Source organism: Mycobacterium sp. RTGN5, from assembly GCF_033804465.1.
Lineage (GTDB): Bacteria > Actinomycetota > Actinomycetes > Mycobacteriales > Mycobacteriaceae > Mycobacterium.
Window position 1 is genome coordinate 1,760,331 of sequence record NZ_JAPZLA010000001.1, and the last position, 17,354, is coordinate 1,777,684.

16 protein-coding genes are annotated in these 17,354 nt (G+C 66.9%); 6 read left to right on the forward strand and 10 right to left on the reverse strand.

Going from position 1 to position 17,354, the window contains the following annotated elements; genetic code table 11:
- The first annotated feature begins 201 nt into the window (after nt 1-201).
- Together SLQ31_RS08605 and SLQ31_RS08610 are read left to right on the forward strand one after the other, a co-directional pair.
- Nucleotides 202-1,383 (forward strand): serine/threonine-protein kinase, encoded by a 1,182-nt coding sequence (locus tag SLQ31_RS08605; protein ID WP_319431451.1) that lies wholly within the window; start codon nt 202-204, stop codon nt 1,381-1,383.
- A 129-nt stretch (nt 1,384-1,512) separates the two neighbouring features.
- On the forward strand, nt 1,513-4,143 hold the full coding sequence (locus tag SLQ31_RS08610; RefSeq protein ID WP_319431452.1) for a LuxR C-terminal-related transcriptional regulator: 2,631 nt from the start codon (nt 1,513-1,515) through the stop codon (nt 4,141-4,143).
- A gap of 114 nt (nt 4,144-4,257) precedes the next feature.
- Here the strand turns inward: SLQ31_RS08610 and SLQ31_RS08615 are convergent, their stop codons facing one another.
- Nucleotides 4,258-4,638, reverse strand: a complete 381-nt coding sequence (locus SLQ31_RS08615) for an STAS domain-containing protein (RefSeq protein WP_319431454.1) — start codon at nt 4,636-4,638, stop codon at nt 4,258-4,260.
- 167 nt (nt 4,639-4,805) lie between these two features.
- Nucleotides 4,806-5,045, reverse strand: coding sequence for a hypothetical protein (locus SLQ31_RS08620; RefSeq protein ID WP_319431455.1), 240 nt, complete (start codon nt 5,043-5,045; stop codon nt 4,806-4,808).
- An 86-nt stretch (nt 5,046-5,131) separates the two neighbouring features.
- Here SLQ31_RS08620 and SLQ31_RS08625 point away from each other — a divergent pair, with 86 nt between their 5' ends.
- On the forward strand, nt 5,132-5,389 hold the full coding sequence (locus tag SLQ31_RS08625; RefSeq protein WP_319431457.1) for a hypothetical protein: 258 nt from the start codon (nt 5,132-5,134) through the stop codon (nt 5,387-5,389).
- Nucleotides 5,390-5,402: 13 nt separating this feature from the next.
- On the opposite strand, the gene bluB is transcribed toward SLQ31_RS08625, so the two are convergent.
- Complete coding sequence (gene bluB, locus SLQ31_RS08630; protein ID WP_319431459.1) at nt 5,403-6,047, reverse strand: 5,6-dimethylbenzimidazole synthase; 645 nt, start codon at nt 6,045-6,047, stop codon at nt 5,403-5,405.
- Nucleotides 6,048-6,172: 125 nt separating this feature from the next.
- Here bluB and SLQ31_RS08635 point away from each other — a divergent pair, with 125 nt between their 5' ends.
- Nucleotides 6,173-7,117: an alpha/beta hydrolase gene (locus SLQ31_RS08635; RefSeq protein ID WP_319431461.1), complete on the forward strand. Its 945-nt coding sequence runs from the start codon at nt 6,173-6,175 to the stop codon at nt 7,115-7,117.
- Here the strand turns inward: SLQ31_RS08635 and SLQ31_RS08640 are convergent.
- The 4 genes from SLQ31_RS08640 to SLQ31_RS08655 all read right to left on the reverse strand — a co-directional run bounded on the left by SLQ31_RS08640 (nt 7,107) and on the right by SLQ31_RS08655 (nt 11,875).
- The gene (locus tag SLQ31_RS08640; protein ID WP_319431463.1) at nt 7,107-8,453 is read right to left on the reverse strand and encodes a flavin monoamine oxidase family protein; all 1,347 of its coding nucleotides are present in this window, start codon (nt 8,451-8,453) and stop codon (nt 7,107-7,109) included. The two genes, SLQ31_RS08635 and SLQ31_RS08640, sit on opposite strands and share 11 nt — an antisense overlap.
- 85 nt (nt 8,454-8,538) lie before the next feature.
- On the reverse strand, nt 8,539-9,510 hold the full coding sequence (locus SLQ31_RS08645; RefSeq protein ID WP_319431465.1) for a TIGR03617 family F420-dependent LLM class oxidoreductase: 972 nt from the start codon (nt 9,508-9,510) through the stop codon (nt 8,539-8,541).
- 106 nt (nt 9,511-9,616) lie between these two features.
- On the reverse strand, nt 9,617-10,729 hold the full coding sequence (locus SLQ31_RS08650) for a hypothetical protein (RefSeq protein WP_319431467.1): 1,113 nt from the start codon (nt 10,727-10,729) through the stop codon (nt 9,617-9,619).
- A 6-nt stretch (nt 10,730-10,735) separates the two neighbouring features.
- Nucleotides 10,736-11,875, reverse strand: coding sequence for a phosphotransferase family protein (locus SLQ31_RS08655; protein ID WP_319431468.1), 1,140 nt, complete (start codon nt 11,873-11,875; stop codon nt 10,736-10,738).
- A gap of 42 nt (nt 11,876-11,917) precedes the next feature.
- Between SLQ31_RS08655 and SLQ31_RS08660 the strand changes: the two genes are divergently transcribed.
- The gene (locus SLQ31_RS08660; RefSeq protein ID WP_319431469.1) at nt 11,918-12,520 is read left to right on the forward strand and encodes a TetR/AcrR family transcriptional regulator; all 603 of its coding nucleotides are present in this window, start codon (nt 11,918-11,920) and stop codon (nt 12,518-12,520) included.
- Between the two features lie 13 nt (nt 12,521-12,533).
- Entirely contained in the window at nt 12,534-13,421 is an 888-nt protein-coding gene (locus SLQ31_RS08665) for an SDR family NAD(P)-dependent oxidoreductase (protein ID WP_319431471.1), read from the forward strand.
- A 30-nt stretch (nt 13,422-13,451) separates the two neighbouring features.
- Here the strand turns inward: SLQ31_RS08665 and SLQ31_RS08670 are convergent, their stop codons facing one another.
- The 3 genes from SLQ31_RS08670 to SLQ31_RS08680 are packed head-to-tail and all read right to left on the reverse strand — an operon-like array spanning nt 13,452 to nt 17,352.
- The gene (locus SLQ31_RS08670; RefSeq protein ID WP_319431472.1) at nt 13,452-14,225 is read right to left on the reverse strand and encodes an enoyl-CoA hydratase; all 774 of its coding nucleotides are present in this window, start codon (nt 14,223-14,225) and stop codon (nt 13,452-13,454) included.
- Nucleotides 14,225-15,790: an NADH-quinone oxidoreductase subunit NuoN gene (gene nuoN / locus SLQ31_RS08675; protein ID WP_319431473.1), complete on the reverse strand. Its 1,566-nt coding sequence runs from the start codon at nt 15,788-15,790 to the stop codon at nt 14,225-14,227. Before nuoN ends, SLQ31_RS08670 begins: the two co-directional genes overlap by 1 nt.
- Nucleotides 15,787-17,352, reverse strand: coding sequence for an NADH-quinone oxidoreductase subunit M (locus SLQ31_RS08680; RefSeq protein WP_319431475.1), 1,566 nt, complete (start codon nt 17,350-17,352; stop codon nt 15,787-15,789). Before SLQ31_RS08680 ends, nuoN begins: the two co-directional genes overlap by 4 nt.
- Between the last annotated feature and the right edge of the window lie 2 nt (nt 17,353-17,354).

The window sequence follows — 17,354 nt, forward strand, 5'->3', positions numbered from 1 at the left end:
GCTCAGTGCGGTTAAGCGATGGCCGATGTGCTCGCCGGATGTCTACCGGTCAAAATCGCAGGTCATCTGGGGTGGTGAACCTATTAACGAGAGCGTCAGAAGCCTAGCGCTCGGTTACTCAACTGATCAATTAATCAGTAGGGGGTCGGCCCGCCAGGTGGGTTGGGTTTGCCGTTCCCCTTTCCGGGCTAGAGAGAAGGGATGACCGGCCACGAAATGCTCGTGGACCGCTACGAGCTACGCGGGATCCTGGGTCGCGGCGGCATGGCCGAAGTGCGCGATGGCTGGGATACCCGGCTCAACCGGCCGGTGGCGGTGAAGCTGCTGCATCCGTCCCTCGGGGCGATGCCCGATATCCGGCGCCGGTTCGAAGACGAAGCCCGGTCGGCGGCCCGGTTGTCGCACCAGAACATCGTCGTCGTATTCGACTTCGGTGAACATGAAGGCAGCCCCTTCATCGTGCTGGAACGGCTGCCGGGGCAGACGCTGGCCGACGTGATCGTGGCGGGCCCGATGCCGCCCCTTCGTGTCCGTGCGATGCTCGACGACGTTCTGGCGGGTCTGCACGCGGCGCACAGTGCCGGAATACTGCATCGCGACATCAAACCGGGCAACATCCTGGTGTCGGCGCCCGGTGACGCGATGAAGGTCGCCGATTTCGGCATCGCCAAGACCGCAGATGGGGCAACCACGATGACCGGCCAGATCGTCGGGACCATGAGCTACCTGAGTCCAGAACGAATCGCCGGTGCGCCCGCCACGGTCGCCGACGATCTCTACGCGGTCGGCGTGATGGCCTACGAGGCATTGCTGGGTAGGCGCCTTTTCACGCAGGACAATCCAGCCGTGCTGGCCCGCGCGATCATGGACAATCCACCGCCGCCGGTGGCGGCGACACGAACCGATCTCGATCCGTTTCTCGCAACAGTCATCGACCGGGCGATGACGCGAAACCCGTTGCAGCGCTTCGGCAGCGCCGCCCAGATGCGCGCCGCCTTGGCCGGTGATCGCCGCGCGTTGCTCGACGTTGGCACTCCGGTCGCAGTCCCGCCCCGGCCGGCAACCAAAGTTCTTCCAGGGCCGCCGATTCCGGCAACCCCCTATTTCGCGCCGCTCCCGCCTCGGCCACGACGTGGCAAGGGCCGAATCTATGCGTCCGCGGCTGCGGTCCTGATCGCCCTGGCCGTTTCGGTCTTGGCATTGGCGATGGACCCGTCATCGTCGACGCCGGCGCCGCAACCGGTGAGTACCAGCACACCCGTGGTTGCGCCGACGAGCGTCGCGCCACCGCCGAGCCCCGTCGTCCAACAGCCTCCCGTCCCGAATAGGGAGGTCGGACCTGGCGGCCCGGGACATGGGAGAGGTGACAAAAAGCACCCATAGCGCGGGTGCGCTTTCGATTCCCGTTGGTCGGTAATCGCCGGTCAGCGGCCATCCGGCGCTAATATCTACTCGCTACGCAGGGACCGTGCGCCGCACGGATAAGCCCTACTGAGGGAAGGCGGCCTTCCATTGGAGTGGCCGTTCGTTGCCCGCTCGGCAGAGATCCATCAGGCGATGGACGCCGTCGACAACTCCTCGTTCAGCGGCGTCGTTTTCGTGGGCGAGGCCGGTGTCGGTAAGACCGCGCTGGCGCGGCACGTAGCTGAACTGTTCAGTAGTCGCGGGATGCGGACCCATTTCGTCCTGGGGACGCAGACATCTCGGGACGTGCCGCTGGCGGCCTTCGCCGGGATCGTGCAGATCCCAGGAGCGCTTGAGCCGATCCGCCTGCTCGCCGCGGCTCACGACGCGCTCGACGGCGTGGAAAACCTGCTGCTGGTCGTCGACGACGCGCATTTGCTCGATCCGCTCTCCGCGATCGTCGTACACCAACTCGCCGTGCGCGGGGCGGCGACGCTGGTCGTCACCATGCGGTCGGATACCGAGGTCCCCGACGCCATCACCGCGCTGTGGAAGGACCAGTACCTTCGTCGGATCGAGGTCGGCACGTTCACGCACGCCGAGACCGGGCGGCTGCTCACCGAAACGTTGGGTGGCCCCGTCGCAGGCACCGTCGTCGATCAGCTTCACGAACTGTCGGCGGGCAGTCCGCTGTTGTTGCGTGGTCTGATGGACACCGCCGTGGACGACGGCGCGCTCACCGACGACACCGGCAGATGGCGGCTCACCCATTCGCCGCGCTTGGGCTCCGACATCGAGCAACTGCTGGAATCGCGGGTTCGGGGGTTGCCGCCGAAGGAGCGCGACGTTCTCGAAATCGTTGCAGCCGCAGAGATTCTGGACTGGAATGCGCTCCGCTCGATGTGTGATATCGATGCGATCAGCGATGCCGAACGCCATGCTGTCATCAACGTGATCAGCGATCCGCTCCGAATGCGGGTCCAGGTGGCACATCCGGTTTTGGCTGACGTTGTCCGCAAGAGCTGCGGTGTGGCCAGGCTGAGGCAGATCAATACCTCTCTGGCCCAGAAGTTTTGGTCGCTGGTCGGCGATCTGGGCCCGAACACCGCGCGGGACCCGAGGCTGGTCATCGAGCTCGCCCGGCTGATGATGAACAGTGATGCGACACCGGACGCCAACCTGGTGATCGATGCCGCCGAGAGTGCGATGACGATGTCCAGCCTGGCGCTCGCCGAACAGTTGGCGCGATTCGCCTACGAGCACGGCGGGGGATTACGGGCCGCCATCGCGCTTGCTGATGCGCTGGGCTGGCAGGGTTTCAACGAGCAGGCCGAGGAACTGTTGGCGCCCTTCGATCCGCGCGACGAGGTCATGCTTGTCCGTTGGGGGTGCCTGCGGGCCACCAACTTGTTCTTCGGCTGCGGTCAGCGGGCGATGGCCGAGGAGGTGTTGGGCACAGTCCGGTCCCGCGTCACGCTTCCCGCACTGCGCAGCTATGCCCTGGCGGTCGAGGCATCGATCGCCTACTTCGCCGCTGACCTCGACACCGCCGACGCCGCGAGCGCGGCCGTCATCTCCGATCCGAACGCGATGCCGATGGCAGTCCTGTGGGCGGCGGTCCCGGCTGCGGCGTCGGCGAACCTGCGGGGCCGGCCCGAGGTGCTGGCGGCAGCGGCCAGCCGTGGCGCCGACGCGGCACTGCACTGTGCGTCTGGGCCACAGCAGTACGCCATCTCATTGTCCGAGGCGCTGTCGGCACTCAACCACGGTGATATCGCCGCCGCTCAGGCGATCGTCGACCGGCAGCAGGCTCAGGCCCATGGGGCTCCGCACGCCGAAGCGATTGTCGCCGCGATGTCCGGCCGCGTGCAGCTCGCCGCGGGCCGACCGCAGGCCGCCTGCGACTGGCTTCAGCGGGCGTTGTCGGCGATGGTGTCGACCCTGTCCGGGGGTTGGGTGCCGCTGGTCGCGGCCTGGACCGTCCAGGCCGAGGTACTGCGCGGCGACACCGGTGCGGCCGCGCGAGCGCTGAGCATGGCCGAAGGCGCGTGGGGGCCCGCGGTGGAGGTGTTCCGGCCGTTGCTCGAGCTGGCCAGGGCGTATCACAGCGCTGCCACGGGTGCGACCGCAGAAGCCCACAGTGCGATCGAGCGGGCGGCGGACGCCGCCCACCGTTCCGGTGTCATTACCGGTGAGCTGGAGGCGCTTTATACCGGGCTGCGATTCGGGATGGAGCCCGACGTGGCTCGCTTCAAAGCCCTTGCAGAACAACTGAATACACCCACCGCGGCTCTTGCGGCCAGCCATGCCGAGGCGGTCGCGGGCGACGACGGCGACGGCCTCGACCGGGTGGCCAGTGAATGGGAGTCGCTGGGGATGGCGGCGCACGCGGCAGACGCCTTCGCGGCGGCGGCGCTGGTGCACCGGCAAGCCGGCGCAAGGCTGCCGGGACTTCAATCGTCGACGCGGGCGCACTGGCTTGTCAGCACCTTTGGCCTGCACACACCTGCGACGGCAACCGGCGGAGTTCCGTTGCCGCTCAGCGGTCGTGAGCGTGAGATTGCCACCCTGGTCGCCAACGGGCTGACGAACCGTCAGATCGCCGAACGCTTAGTGGTGTCGGTTCGTACCGTCGAAGGCCACCTCTACCGGGTGTTCAAGCAGCTGGGCATCAACGAGCGCGAGCAGTTGATCCGGCTGATGCGCAGCGCCGATCCCGACACACCGGCAAACGGCTAGCGGTGGGAGAACTCCGGGTTCTCAACCGGGGTCGGTGGTTGGTCGTCGTCTGACGACGCGGCGGTTTGGGCTTGGACGGGATGGGAAAATAGTGGGTCCATGAAGTGTCCCCTTTCAGGCACAGACTGATTCGAACTTGCCGTCACGAGATATCGGCAGTTCGTTGGACGGATCGCAGATGTTTGCGATCCGCGAGATGCACGGCGCCGGTTGGACCATCCACGTGACGTTTGCCTGGCGGCATCGCTCACCGATGTTGGCGAGCGCCGAAAAGCCCGCGCAGTCAAAGAATGTCACCCGGGTCATATCGAGGTTCAGCACCTTGCAGTTGCCCGCACGGCGGAATACGTAGTCGCTGAATTGTTGGGCTGTGCACATGTCGACGGTGCCGGCGACGGTAATCAGAACGTCAGTAGTGCTGAGCCATTCGGTGACGAGTTGCAGTGGCTGCCGGGTCTCGCCATCGACGGGCGGTCCGGATGTAGACAAAGACATCGGGGCGGCTCCGGTGGGTACTAGAAGGAAAACGTAAGTTTCGGTGGAACACGCACGAAAGGCTCGCATTGCGGGTGCGAGGCACACCGCTCGCCTGCGACGAATACCGCGGCTGGAAAGTCAACCTTCGCCCAGCTTACACGTAGGCGGCAGGTACTGGCACTTCGTCAGGCGCAGGGGGCGTCGGCCGGCGTGTAATACGGCCCGCCGTCGGGGGTGTAGCAGGGCGGTCGTCCGGCAGCCGCCTGGGCCGCCGCGTCGAGGGGATCGGCGAACGCTATGCCGGGACCGACCTCGACCCCCGGACCGACGACGACGTCGGGACCGTAGATGACATCCGCGTGGGCCGACGCTGGGGCCAAGAGCAGCGCCGCGGCCGTGATCCCAGCGGCGAACAGTGTCTTCATCTGCTTATTTGTACTCGAAAGTGCGCTGGGATTTTGCACTTCTTGGTATCAAGTCCGGTATATCTAGGCGCATGGCATTGACGAAAATGTCCCTCACAGTTGTCCTCACCGGGGCCGTAGCCGCGGCGATCGCGGCCGCGCCCATCGCCGGCGCCGAACCGGGTTGCGTCAACGCCGATGGCAGCCAGTGCGGCGTCGCGGGCGGCATTCCCGGTGGCCCCGGCGGTACGGCCGGCTGGGGCGGCGCGAGCGGCGGCTTCCCGAACGGACCCAGCGGTTCGGCATGGCCGGGCGGGGCTACCGGTTGCCTTCCGGGGTTGGGTTGCTACACCGTCGGCCGCTAGCTATGAAACCCGTTTAGCTCCAACGGTTCTCGCTGACGAACTCGGCGAGCGGGCGGCCGAACGTCCATTCGTCGATCTCCAGCGCAGGCCGGTCAGGAAAGTCGGGCACCGGACCTACACACAGGATCGCCACCGGCTCGGCGTCGGCCGGCATCTCGAGTAGTTCACCAAGGCGTGCTGGATCGAAGATCGAAACCCAGCCCATGCCGAGGCCTTCGGCACGGGCGGCCAGCCACATGTTCTGGATGGCGCACGACACCGAGGCCAGATCCATGTGCGGCATCGTCCGTCGGCCGAAGACGTGGCCGTCGCGGTCGTCCCCGAGGGCGACCACCAGCAGCTCGGCACAGTCGAGGATGCCTTCGACCTTCAGCGCCAGGAACTCCGCGGCCCGGGGGCCCAAGGCAACCGCGGTCTGCTGACGTTCCTCGTCGACCAGCCCATGGATTTTCTGCCGGAGTCCGTCGTCGGTGATGCGCAGGAACCGCCAGGGCTGCATCAGGCCAACGCTGGGTGCGGCGTGCGCGGCTGCCAAAAGTCGGGCCAGGACCGCCTCGGACACGGTGGCATCGGGGCTGAACCTGCGCATATCCCGGCGTTCGTTGATCACGCGGTAGATGGCGCGGCGCTCTTCGGCGGTGAACGCGTGGTCGGTCACCGGGTCATCCTAGAGAGGGGCACGGAGCTGTAACGACGGGCGCGGTCTGCCAGTTCGGCCGGGCTCTGACAGCTACTCTGATAACCCCGGTGAGGCAGCGTTGCCGTACCGAGCAAGGGGGAATCATGTCGACGTCCCATGCGCCCGATCTCCGCGGCGCCACGCTGCCGTCCAGCCAAACAGTCGAGGTCAGGGCCGCCGACGGCACCCGCCTGCACACCGAGGTCTTCGGCCCCGAGGATGGCTACCCGATCGTGTTGGCGCACGGCATCACCTGCGCCATCCGGGTTTGGCACGAACAGATCAACGACCTGTCCCGCGACTACCGGGTGATCGCCTACGACCACCGCGGACACGGCCGCAGCGGGCTGGCGCGTCGGTCGGGGTACAGCCTCGGGCACCTGGCCGGTGACCTGGATGCCGTCTTGTCGGCCACCCTGCGCCCCGGGGAGCGGGCCGTGATCGCTGGGCATTCGATGGGCGGGATCGCGATCAGCGCCTGGTCCGACCGCTACCGGCACCGGGTCGCGCACCGCGCCGACGCCGTCGCCCTGATCAACACCACCACCGGTGACCTGCTGAAAGAGATCAAACTGCTGCGGGTTCCCCCACTGCTGGCCGGCGGTCGGTCAGTGGCCGCACGCCGGCTGATCACCACGTTCGGCGGGGCGCCGCTGGTCCGCGGCGCCCAGCCCGGCAGCCGCTGGTTCGTCGCGATGATGGCCGTCGGCGCCGGCGCCGACCCAGCGGTCGCCGACCTCATCCACGAGCTGTTTGCCGCCACCCCGGCCGCCGGGCGCGGGGCGTGGGCGCGGGCACTCGTCGACGAGATGGGTCCGCGCCACATCGACCTCAGCGGTCTGACCGTGCCGACCCTGGTCATCGGAAGCAGCAAGGACCGGCTATTGCCGATGTGCCAGGCTCGCAAGATCGCCGATGCCGCCCCCAACCTGGTCGAATTGGTGGAAATCCCGGGTGGGCACTGCGCCATCCTGGAACACCCCGAGGCGGTCAACGCGCGGCTGCGGGCATTGGTCGAATCGGTGACCGCGCAGCGCATCAGCTCCTGAGGGTCGCGGCGACTTCGGTTGCCGCGCGGTGCCCGGAGCGCACCGCGCCGTCCAGGAAGCCCGTCCACTCGTCGGCGGTCTCGGTGCCGGCCCAATGCAACGGACCGACGGGCTCACGCAGCAGTGGACCGAACTCTGTCCACGCCCCTGGCGGCACCGCTGCCGTGGGGCCGCCGGGTGCGAAAGCCTCTGCGCCCCAACAATGGTCGACGTATTCGATGGGGTTCTCGGCGTCGGGGCCGAACAACGCGGCGAATCCTTTGAGCGCGGCTTGACGGCGCTGCTCGGGGGCGAGTGCGTCGAACCCACGAGAGTCGACGAAGCCGAGTAGCACTCCCGGGCCATCGTCGGAGGGGCTGACGTCGAAGGTGATGAAGACCGGCCCCTGGTCGGACAGCGCCTGACCGGACAGCTTCTTGTCCCGCCAGAACGGGCGGGGATAGGCGGCGTAGGCCTTGCTCAGGGCGCCCTGCGGCCAGCTTTGGGCGAGCTGCTGATAGCCGATCGGCGGGGCAGGGGCGATGTCGATGCCCTGACGATGCGCCGGGGGAATCGCCAGGATCACGCGTCGTCCCTCGACGACACCACCCGAGGACATCACCGCCACCGCGTCGTCGGACCACTCGATGCGGGAGACGACACAGTCGAGCCGGACCCGCTCGCCCAGTTCGGCAGCCATCTTGAGGGCGATCTGCTGGGTACCGCCGGGGAAGTGGTCCTGCTGGGCCCCGCCGACCACGTCGAGCATGCGATCCAGACCGCCGGCGGCCTTGACGTAGCGCACGGCGTGCAGCATCGACACCTCGTCGGGCTCGGCGCCCCAGGTCACCCGCGCCATGACGGCCAGCAGGTCCCGGGAGGACGCGCTGGCGCCCACCGAGTGCAGCCAGCCGCCGAGCGTCGTGCTGTCGAGCTGTTTGGCCCTGGGCGCCGCCCATGGCTTGGTGATGTCGATGTCCCGGCCGAGCCGCTCGACCTGCCATTGGATCCGGGCGATGTCGAGCAGCTGAAGCAGCGAGAGCCGGGGGATGGTGCCGCGGTATGACCGGACCTTGCCGCGCCACCGGATGAGATTGGCGCCCTCGCAGTAGGTCGGTTCGGTGGGGCAGTCGAGTTCCTTGGCCAAGGCGATGACCGCATCCTGGGTGGGGCCGACGAAGGTGCCGCCGAGATCGACGGGAACTCCGGCGACCGTCGTGGTGCTCGAGCGTCCGCCGACACGGTCGCGGCCCTCCAGCACCACGACGGCGAACCCGTCTTTTACCAGTTCACGTGCGGCTGCCAGGCCTGCGAAGCCGGCGCCGATGACCACAACGTCGTAACCCACCCCACCCATGGTGCCCGCCCCTTGCGCCCAAACCAACGTTAGGCCGCGAAAGTGCGAGTAAAAGCCGCCAATACGTCGATCTCGACGCGGGCTCTCAGTGGGCCAATTCGTCGACGATCTCGGCCAGCGTGTCGATCGCGATGGGACCGGGCTGGTAGAGGCAGACGGTGTCGCCGACGCCGTCGACTCGGTCACGGATATGTGCGGCGATCTGCTTGGGGGTGCCGCACGCCGCGATGGTGTGCAGCACCTCGTCGCTGATCAGCCCGGCCATCTCCAGCCATTTACCTTGTTTGGACATCGAATTCAGCTCGGGCTGCAGGTCGCCCCAGCCGTGGATGTCCAGCACCGGACGGTAAGCCGGGGTGGACCCGTAAAACGCCAGCAGCCGCCGCGCCGCGTCGTGATCCTCGCCGGCCGACAGGATGATCTCGGGCACCACGTTGAACGACGACTCCGTCCGCCCCGCGGCGGCCAAGCCCGCACGTACCGCAGGCATGGTCGACTCATGGAGGAACTTCGCCGAGCCAAACGGCATCACCAGTAAGCCGTCGGCCACCTCGGCGGTGGCGCGGGTCAGCCGTGGACCCAGTGCACCGACGTAAATCGGCGGTGGCCCAAAGGGATTCGGGCCAGGATTGAACACCGGTGTCATCAGCGTGTGCCGGTAGTACTCGCCGCGGAAGTCCAGGCGTTCGCCGGTTTCCCAGGTTCTGAAGATCGCCTGCAGCGCGCGGACGAGCTCGCTCATCCGCGCCACCGGCTTGTCGAAAGCCGCGCCGTAGTGCTTCTCGATCTGCGCGCGCACCTGGGTGCCCAGCCCAAGGATGAACCGGCCCTCGGCGAGCAGCTGGTGATCGTAAGCCTGATGTGCCAGCTGGATCGGGTTGCGCGGGAACGCGATTGCCACATTGGTCATCAAGTCCAGCCCACCGACACCGGCGGCCAGCGTCAGCGGCGCGAACACGTCGTGCGGCCCCTCGAACGTGAACACACCGCTCGCGCCGGCCTCACGCAGCGCACGCGCGCGGTCGACGGCATCGGTCGGCCCATAGAGGGCAGTCATGACTTTCACGGCGTAATCACCTAGCGATCGAGATCGACGTTTTGTCGGGTTTTACTCGCACTTTCCCGCCCAAACGTCGGTTTGGGCGCAGGCAGTGGCGAAAGATTTACGGTGCGACCGTCAACCAGTCCGCGAAGCCGGACGGGTCGTGGCGGCCCAGCGCGCCGTGCTCGAACAGGCCCCAGCCCTCGACCGACGAGTTGCCGTCGTGGCAGACCGCGCGACCGACGTGGTCGATCACCCCGAACGCCGAACGCCCAATGACCGCCGGGTCGTTCATGTCATAGGTGAGCCGCTCGGCGAACTTCTCGCCCTTCCACACGCCGTGAATCCAGTCCGAGTCGCCGCCGTAGCCGCCGCCGACGTGGATCGGGACGGGAAGCTTGGACTCCACATCGAACCGCAGTGGCGCACCGTTGGCGTCGGTCGCCTCGATGGTCGCGCCGGTGGGAATGCGAGTGCCGGAACGGTAATGGATCTTCACCCGCGGCCAGCCCAGCTGCTCGACCCGGCCGTCACGCCAGATCCGCGTGCAGTCGTTGAGTGAGCGGAAGCCGTCCGGCGCCTCCTGGATGATGAGCACGATCGCAAAATCGTCGAAGGCCATCGGCACGTACAGCCACCACATGCCTTCGAACGGCGGATCGGCCGGCCGTCCGGCAGGCTCGGCTTCCCCGATCGGTCGGATGCCCCACGACCGGTCCCGGCTGCCGATCCACACCGACGGGTCGACGGTGATCTCCTCGCCGTCGATGACGATATGCCCTGCCCACGAACCCAATTGGGCGAACCGCTGCGCATTCAGCGTCACCCGGTTGCCCTGGCGCATGATGTGCGGCTGTTCCTGCACGACCGGGAAGAGGCCTTCCCAGGTGAGATCGAGCGCCATGCCCTCGGTCTCGTCCATTACGATCCGGATCTTCTGCAGCGGCTCGAGCACCTCGAGGCGGTAGCTGTTGACGTGCTGGTTCAGCCGGTCCTGATCGATAGCGTCGGACACGTGCACTGCGGTCTGGGTGTCACCCCGCCTCACCAGCACGTAGGCGTCTTTCACGCCGAGGTTGGGGTAGTAGCCCATGCCGGTGATCAGGAAGATGTCCCCGGTGCGGTCGTGGGCGTTGAAATAGTTGCGGTCGTAGAAGTTTCGGTCCGAGGAGCCCGGCCAGGCGATCGGCAGCGGCGCCTGGTGGACAGGATATTCGTCGAGCGGTCCGAGCATGTGGGGCTAAGCCTCCTCGATAAGCCGGCGCAGCAAGCCGGCGTGGTAGAACATCGACTCGACGTCTTCAGGCTTCTCGATCTCGCCGAAGTGCACGCGCCGCGCGCCGGTGCGCATGAACACACAGCACCAGATCACTCCGGAGTAGACGTAGAACCATCTCAGGTCACCGAGTTCGGCGCCGGTCAAGTTCTGATACGTGGCGCGAACGTCGTCCTCGCGCATGACATCCGGCAGACCGGGCATCCCGGCCAGCCCGGCGAGTTCCTGGAACACCATGTGCGCGAAGATGATCCACGCCACGTCCAGCTCGCGCGGACCCAGCGTCGCCATCTCCCAGTCCAGCACCGCGACCGGGCGGAAGTCTTCGTAGAGGACGTTGCCGACCCGTGAGTCACCCCATGCCAGAACGGGTTCTCCTGCCGCGACGTCGGCGGGAAAGTTGTCCTCGAGCCAAGCCAACGCGGTCTCGACCAGCGGCGATCGGCCGATGTCGGGGACCGCGAACTCGTACCACCCTTTGAGCCAATTCAATTGGCGGCGCAGCGGGGTATCGCCCGCGGGCACGGCTTCGGCGAGGAAGCCGAATGTCTCGCCCGCGTTGGGGATTGAGTGCAGCTTGGCCAGGACCTCGACTGTCGAATCTTGCAGCACGCGCTGTTGCTCGACGGGCGCATCGGCAAACCAGTTGTCGCCGAAGGTGTACGGCATTACGTCGGGCGGAACGATGCCCGAGACATGGTTCATCAGGAAGAACGGGGCACCGAGGATGTTGCCGGTCGGATCGATCCAGCGCACCTTCGGTACCGGCACGTCGGTCAATTCCTCGACCAGGCGGATGACCTCGAACTGATGGTCCATCCGGTAGGTGATGAAGACCGGAACGTCCTCCTCGGTGGGGGCCACCCGGGCCACCCACTTCTGCTCGACGTTCTTGCCGTCCTCTTCCCAGCGGCCGGTCAGGATGATGGTCTCCGACGACATGCCGTTGGAGTCGATGCCGCTCTCGACGGTCACCTCCGGCTTCACGCCGCCGGGCATGACGGTGGACAGCCACTCCGACAACACCGCCGGAAGGGTGCTGACGTCACGGCCGGAACGCTGTAACCGCTCGACGTCGGTTTCTACGCTCGGTTGGTTGGTCACCTTTGTCCTCTCCAACCCTATTACGATACGGTGGGTAGCGTTATGAAAGCAGACCCGTCTTCGCTTGACAAGGCCGCGGTCCCAGGGCGGCCCCGCGATCCGCGTATCGACGCTGCCATATTGCGTGCTACGGCGGAGCTGCTTGTCGAAATCGGTTATCCGAATCTGACTTTGGCGGCGGTCGCCGAGCGGGCGGGCACGACCAAGACGGCCCTGTACCGCCGCTGGTCCAGTAAGGCCGAGCTGGTTCACGAAGCCGCGTTCCCGACCGCGCCCACCGCACTGGCGACCCCTGCGGGCGATATCGCCGCCGATGTGCGCGCCATGCTCGCCGCCACCCGCGACGTCTTCACCAGCCCGGTGGTGCGCGCGGCGCTGCCCGGTCTGATCGCCGACATGAGCGCCGACGCCGAACTGAACGCCCGGGTGATGGCCCGGTTCACCGCGGTGTTCGCCGCAGTGCGGGATCGTCTGGTGGAAGCGGTGCACTGCCATGAAGTTCACGCCGACGTCGACCCGGAACGCCTCATCGAACTGATCGGTGGTGCGACGATGATGCGGTTGTTACTGCGCCCCGAGGACGTTCTCGACGCGAACTGGGTTGACCAGACCGCGGCGATCCTCGTCCACGGGGTAGCGCTCTGACCGGAGGAATGCGATGACTGCAAGACTGGCCGGCCGCACCGCCATCGTGACCGGCGCCAGCCGTGGACTCGGCCGCGCGACGGCGCTGGCCCTGGCCGCCGAGGGCGCCGCGGTGGCAGTGGTGGCCCGAACCGAACAACAGTGGGACGAACGGCTGCCCGGCACCATCGGCGAGACCGTCGCCGCCATCGAGGCTGCCGGCGGTCGGGCCGTCGCCATTGCGGCTGACCTGCTCGAGCGCGACGACCTGCCCCGGCTGGTCGCCGAAGCCCGTGCGGCACTGGGTCCCGTGACGATCCTGGTCAACAATGCCGCGTTCACCGCGCCGGGCCGCCCGCCCAAGCCGGATGCCGCACCGAAACAGCCCAAGCCCAAAGGGGCGCCGGGCGCGGCCAAAGCCGACTGGCCCGGCTTCCTGGCGATCCCGCCGAACGCCTATCGCCGGCATTTCGAGATCGGTGTATTCGCCTCCTACGAGCTCATCCAGCTGGTCTGCCCCGACATGCTCGAGGCGGGCGCCGGCTCGATCATCAACGTGACGTCGGTGGCCTCCCGGGTGCCAGGCGACGGGCCGTATGAGAACTTCGCCGGCGGTGTGCTGCCCGGCTACGGCGGATCCAAGGCGGCGCTGGAGCACCTGACCTGGTGTGCGGCCTACGATCTGCAACGGCACAACATCGCGGTCAACGCGCTGTCGCCGTCGCGGCCGATCCCGACTCCGGGCCTTTCGTACTACCGCAATGAGTTCGCCAGCGTGTCCCCGGAGGACGAATTCGCCCGCGCGGCAGTCGAACTCGCGCTGGTCGACGCCAATGTCGTGACGGGCCGCACCATCGGCCACCTCGAGGTGCTCGACGGCAGCTTCGCGCCGTTCACGAACACGACGTCCGCACTGGGCTAAGGTTGGCGATTTCGGCGCGCTTTCGTTCGCCTAGCGGCGGTTTGCGCGCCGAAATCGCTTGTTGCGCTCGGCGACCTCGCGCTGGCGAGCAGCGAGCTGTCCGGTGTCCACCGACGCCGCGCCGGCCACCGCGCGTTCGGCCTTGAGCGCCGGCCCGGTGACCGCCGCGGTTCCGGTGCGATAGATCTCCTTGAGGCCTGCCATGGTCGGTGCCGGCACCTCGGCAATCTGGCTTGCGAGTTCGAGCGCCCGGGGCAGAAGCTGTTCGTGGGCAACCACTTCGGTGACCAGTCCGATACGTTCGGCGCGCTGCGCGTCGACCACCTCACCGGTCATCGACAGCCGCCGGGCCATCCCGGAACCGACCAGTCGCGGCAACCGCGCCGTCATCCCGCCACCGGGAAGAATCCCGACGCGGGCGTGGGTATCGGCGAAAAACGCTCGCTCCGAGGCGATCAGGAAGTCACACGCCAGCGCGATCTCCAATCCGCCGGTGAACGTCGCGCCGTTCACCGCGCCGACGACGGGCTTGTGCAGCTCGACGATGGCGTTCATACAGTTCATCTTGTCGAACCGGCCGAAGTAGTCCATCCCCAGGCTCTGCGCCTGCTTGAGATCGACACCCGCGCAGAATGCCGGATCTGTGCCGGTGAGCACCACGGCGCGAACCGAGTCGTCGGCGTCGGCCTCGCTAAGGGCGGCGTACAGCGCCTCGAACAGCTCGGTGCTCAACGCGTTGCGCACCTCGGGCCGGTTCATCGTCAAGACCCGGACGGCGCCGTGGTCATCGCTGAGAAGAATCATCAGGTCAGGAATCTAGCCGCATGGTCGACGAGGTCGAGCAGCGGCTGGGGTAGTGCGCCGAGCGCGAACGTGATGGCCGCGGTCAGCGTGATCGTCGCGACGCTCAGCGCGCTGGGCGTGACGACCTCCGGAGCGTCCTCGGGCGGATCGGTGAAGAACATCAGCACGATCACCCGCACATAGAAGTAGGCGGCGATCGCCGACGCGATGACACCCACTACCACCAACGGGATGGCGCCACCTTGCCCGGCGGCTTTGAACACCGCGAACTTGCTGACGAATCCACTGGTGAGCGGGATGCCGGCGAAGGCGAGCAGGAACAGCGAGAACACCACGCCGACAAGGGGATAGCGCCGACCCAACCCAGCCCAGCGGGCCATGTCGGTCTCCTCGACGCCGTTGGCGTCGCGGACCACGCTGACCACCGCGAAGGCGCCCAGGGTGGAGAATCCGTAGGCGAACAGATAGAACAGCGTGGCCGACAATCCGGCGGGGTTGGCGGCGATCACCCCGGTCAGGATGAAACCGGCATGTGCGACAGCCGAATACGCGAGCATCCGCTTGATGTCGGTCTGGGTTACCGCGGTGACGGTGCCGACGGCCATGGTCAGGATGGCTACCGCCCACAGCATCGGTCGCCAGTCGTGGCTGAGGCCGGGCAGCGCGACGTAGAAGATGCGCAGCATGGCGCCGAAGGCGGCGACCTTGGTGGCGGCGGCCATGAAGGCGGTGATGGGGGTCGGTGCGCCTTGGTAGACGTCCGGGATCCAAGAGTGGAAGGGGACAGCGCCGACCTTGAACAGCAGACCGACGGCGACCAGCGAAGCACCGATGAGAGCCAGCGTGGTGTTGTCGCTGCGGGCGTCGATGGCGTGCGCGATCCCCGTCAGGCTCAGCGTGCCGGCATAGCCGTACAGCAGCGCGATGCCATAGAGGAAGAACGCCGACGAGAAGGCCCCGAGGAGAAAGTATTTCAGGGCGGATTCCTGCGACAGCAGCCGCCGGCGGCGGGCCAGCCCGCACATCAGATACAGCGGCAGCGAGAACACCTCCAGCGCGATGAACATCGTCAGCAGGTCGTTGGCGGCAGGGAAGAGCATCATGCCGCCGACGGCGAACATGGTCAGCGGGAACACCTCGGTCTGCACCAGTGCGGCCTTGGTCGCGATCTTCTCCGCGATGCTGCCCGGCACCGTCGATGCGTCGGGCGTGAACGCATCCAACCCCGCTGCGCTGTCCTCGAATTCGTGAGGAACTCGTCGTTCCGCGATCAGCAGGACGCCTAGCACGCCGATCAGCAGGATGGTGCCCTGCAGGAACAACGCGGGCGCATCGACGGCAACGGCACCGACCACGACCGCCTGGCCGACCCCGCCTCGCAGGTCGCGAGCCAGCAGCACCACGGCGACGAAGGCCGCCACCAGGCCGCCCACGCTGAGGGCGACCTGGGTGGGATAGCGGCTCTTACGGGGCGCGAAGGCCTCGACGAGCACCCCGGCGACGGCCACTCCGAGAACGATCAACATCGGTGAGAGCTGGCAATATTCGACGCTGGGCGGGGTCATGGATGGGTCCCCTCTGCCACGGTGGGTGTCGGGTCGGGTTGGTGAATCGACGTGAGGGTCGCGGTCACCGCGGGGTTGATGACGTCCAGGGCAATCTTGGGATACACCCCAAGTCCGATCAGCAGCGCGATCAACGGTGCCACCACGAGCAGCTCCCGCGGCCGCAGATCCCGAACCTTCTCGTTGCCGTCCGTGACCGATCCGGTCATCATCCGCTGATAGAGCCACAGGATGTAGACCGCCGACAGCACCAGTGCGGCGGACGCGATCACGGCGAAGGCCGGGTAGCGGGTGAATGTGCCGATCAGAACCAGGAATTCACTGATGAACGGCGCCAGACCGGGAAGCGACAACGTCGCCAGTCCGGCCACCAGGAAGGTGCCCGCCAGGACGGGTGCGACTTTCTGGATCCCGCCGTAATCGGCGATGAGCCGGCTGCCGCGGCGGCTCACCAGGAACCCGGCGATCAAGAACAGTGCGGCCGTGGAGATGCCGTGGTTGACCATGTACAGGGTGGATCCCGCCTGGCCCTGGCTGGTCATCACGAAGATGCCCAGAATGATGAAGCCGAAGTGGCTGATCGAGGTGTAGGCGATCAGCCGCATGACGTCGGTCTGGCCGATGGCCAGGATGGCGCCGTAGACGATCCCGATGACGGCAAGGGCGATGATCACCGGCCGGAACAGGGTTGCCGAATCGGGGAACAGCGGCAGGCAGTACCGCAGCATCCCGAACGTGCCGACCTTGTCCATCACCGCCATCATCAACACCGCCGACGCCGGCGTGGCCTGCACCGCGGCATCCGGCAGCCACCGATGGAACGGCCACAGTGGGGCTTTCACCGCGAACGCGAACATGAACCCGAGGAACAGCGCGTTGGAGATGCCCGGACTCATGGTGAATTTTCCGGTGGCGACGGCGTCGGCGATGGCGCGGAAATCGAACGTGCCGGCATCGAACGCCTTGCTGGCGGAGGTGACCACGTAGAGCCCGATGACCGCGGCGAGCATGATCAGCCCGCCGAACAGGTTGTACAGCAGGAACTTCACGGCGGCCTTGGAGCGGTTTTCGCCGCCGAACCCACCGATCAGGAAGTACATCGGGATCAGCATGGCTTCGAAGAACACGTAGAACAGCAGGATGTCCAGGGCGACCAGAGACATCATCACCATGCCCTCGACGGCCAGCATCAGCGCGATGTAACTGTGCGCTGTCCGCCCGGACAATCCGGGCCGGTCGTCGGCGTCGTTCCAGCCGGCAATCAGCAGCAGCGGCATCAGCACCGCGGTGAGCACCACCAGCGCCAGCGCGATGCCGTCGAGGCCGAGGATGTAGCCGGTGCCGAATGACGGTATCCACGGATGGTTCTCGACGAATTGGAACTGACCGCCTGCCGGGTCGAACCGCACGGCGAGCAGAAGCGACAGCGCCAGCACCGCCAGTGAGACGGCCACGCCGGCGTATTTCGCGAACTGTCGCAATGAGGCGGGGAGCACGATGATCACGGCCGCGCCGACAACGGGGATGGCCCACAGCACGGTCAGCCAGGGGACGTTCGTCATGG

Excerpts from the sequence above, each read along its gene's own strand:
- SLQ31_RS08670 (WP_319431472.1), bottom strand. The coding sequence starts at position 14,225 with ATGATTCTTCTCAGCGATGACCACGGCGCCGTCCGGGTCTTGACGATG.
- SLQ31_RS08680 (WP_319431475.1), bottom strand. The coding sequence starts at position 17,352 with ATGACGAACGTCCCCTGGCTGACCGTGCTGTGGGCCATCCCCGTTGTC.
- SLQ31_RS08645 (WP_319431465.1), bottom strand. The coding sequence starts at position 9,510 with ATGACTGCCCTCTATGGGCCGACCGATGCCGTCGACCGCGCGCGTGCG.
- SLQ31_RS08620 (WP_319431455.1), bottom strand. The coding sequence starts at position 5,045 with ATGAAGACACTGTTCGCCGCTGGGATCACGGCCGCGGCGCTGCTCTTG.
- SLQ31_RS08615 (WP_319431454.1), bottom strand. The coding sequence starts at position 4,638 with ATGTCTTTGTCTACATCCGGACCGCCCGTCGATGGCGAGACCCGGCAG.
- SLQ31_RS08665 (WP_319431471.1), top strand. The coding sequence starts at position 12,534 with ATGACTGCAAGACTGGCCGGCCGCACCGCCATCGTGACCGGCGCCAGC.
- SLQ31_RS08640 (WP_319431463.1), bottom strand. The coding sequence starts at position 8,453 with ATGGGTGGGGTGGGTTACGACGTTGTGGTCATCGGCGCCGGCTTCGCA.
- nuoN (WP_319431473.1), bottom strand. The coding sequence starts at position 15,790 with ATGACCCCGCCCAGCGTCGAATATTGCCAGCTCTCACCGATGTTGATC.
- SLQ31_RS08625 (WP_319431457.1), top strand. The coding sequence starts at position 5,132 with ATGTCCCTCACAGTTGTCCTCACCGGGGCCGTAGCCGCGGCGATCGCG.
- SLQ31_RS08660 (WP_319431469.1), top strand. The coding sequence starts at position 11,918 with ATGAAAGCAGACCCGTCTTCGCTTGACAAGGCCGCGGTCCCAGGGCGG.
- SLQ31_RS08635 (WP_319431461.1), top strand. The coding sequence starts at position 6,173 with ATGTCGACGTCCCATGCGCCCGATCTCCGCGGCGCCACGCTGCCGTCC.
- SLQ31_RS08650 (WP_319431467.1), bottom strand. The coding sequence starts at position 10,729 with ATGCTCGGACCGCTCGACGAATATCCTGTCCACCAGGCGCCGCTGCCG.
- SLQ31_RS08605 (WP_319431451.1), top strand. The coding sequence starts at position 202 with ATGACCGGCCACGAAATGCTCGTGGACCGCTACGAGCTACGCGGGATC.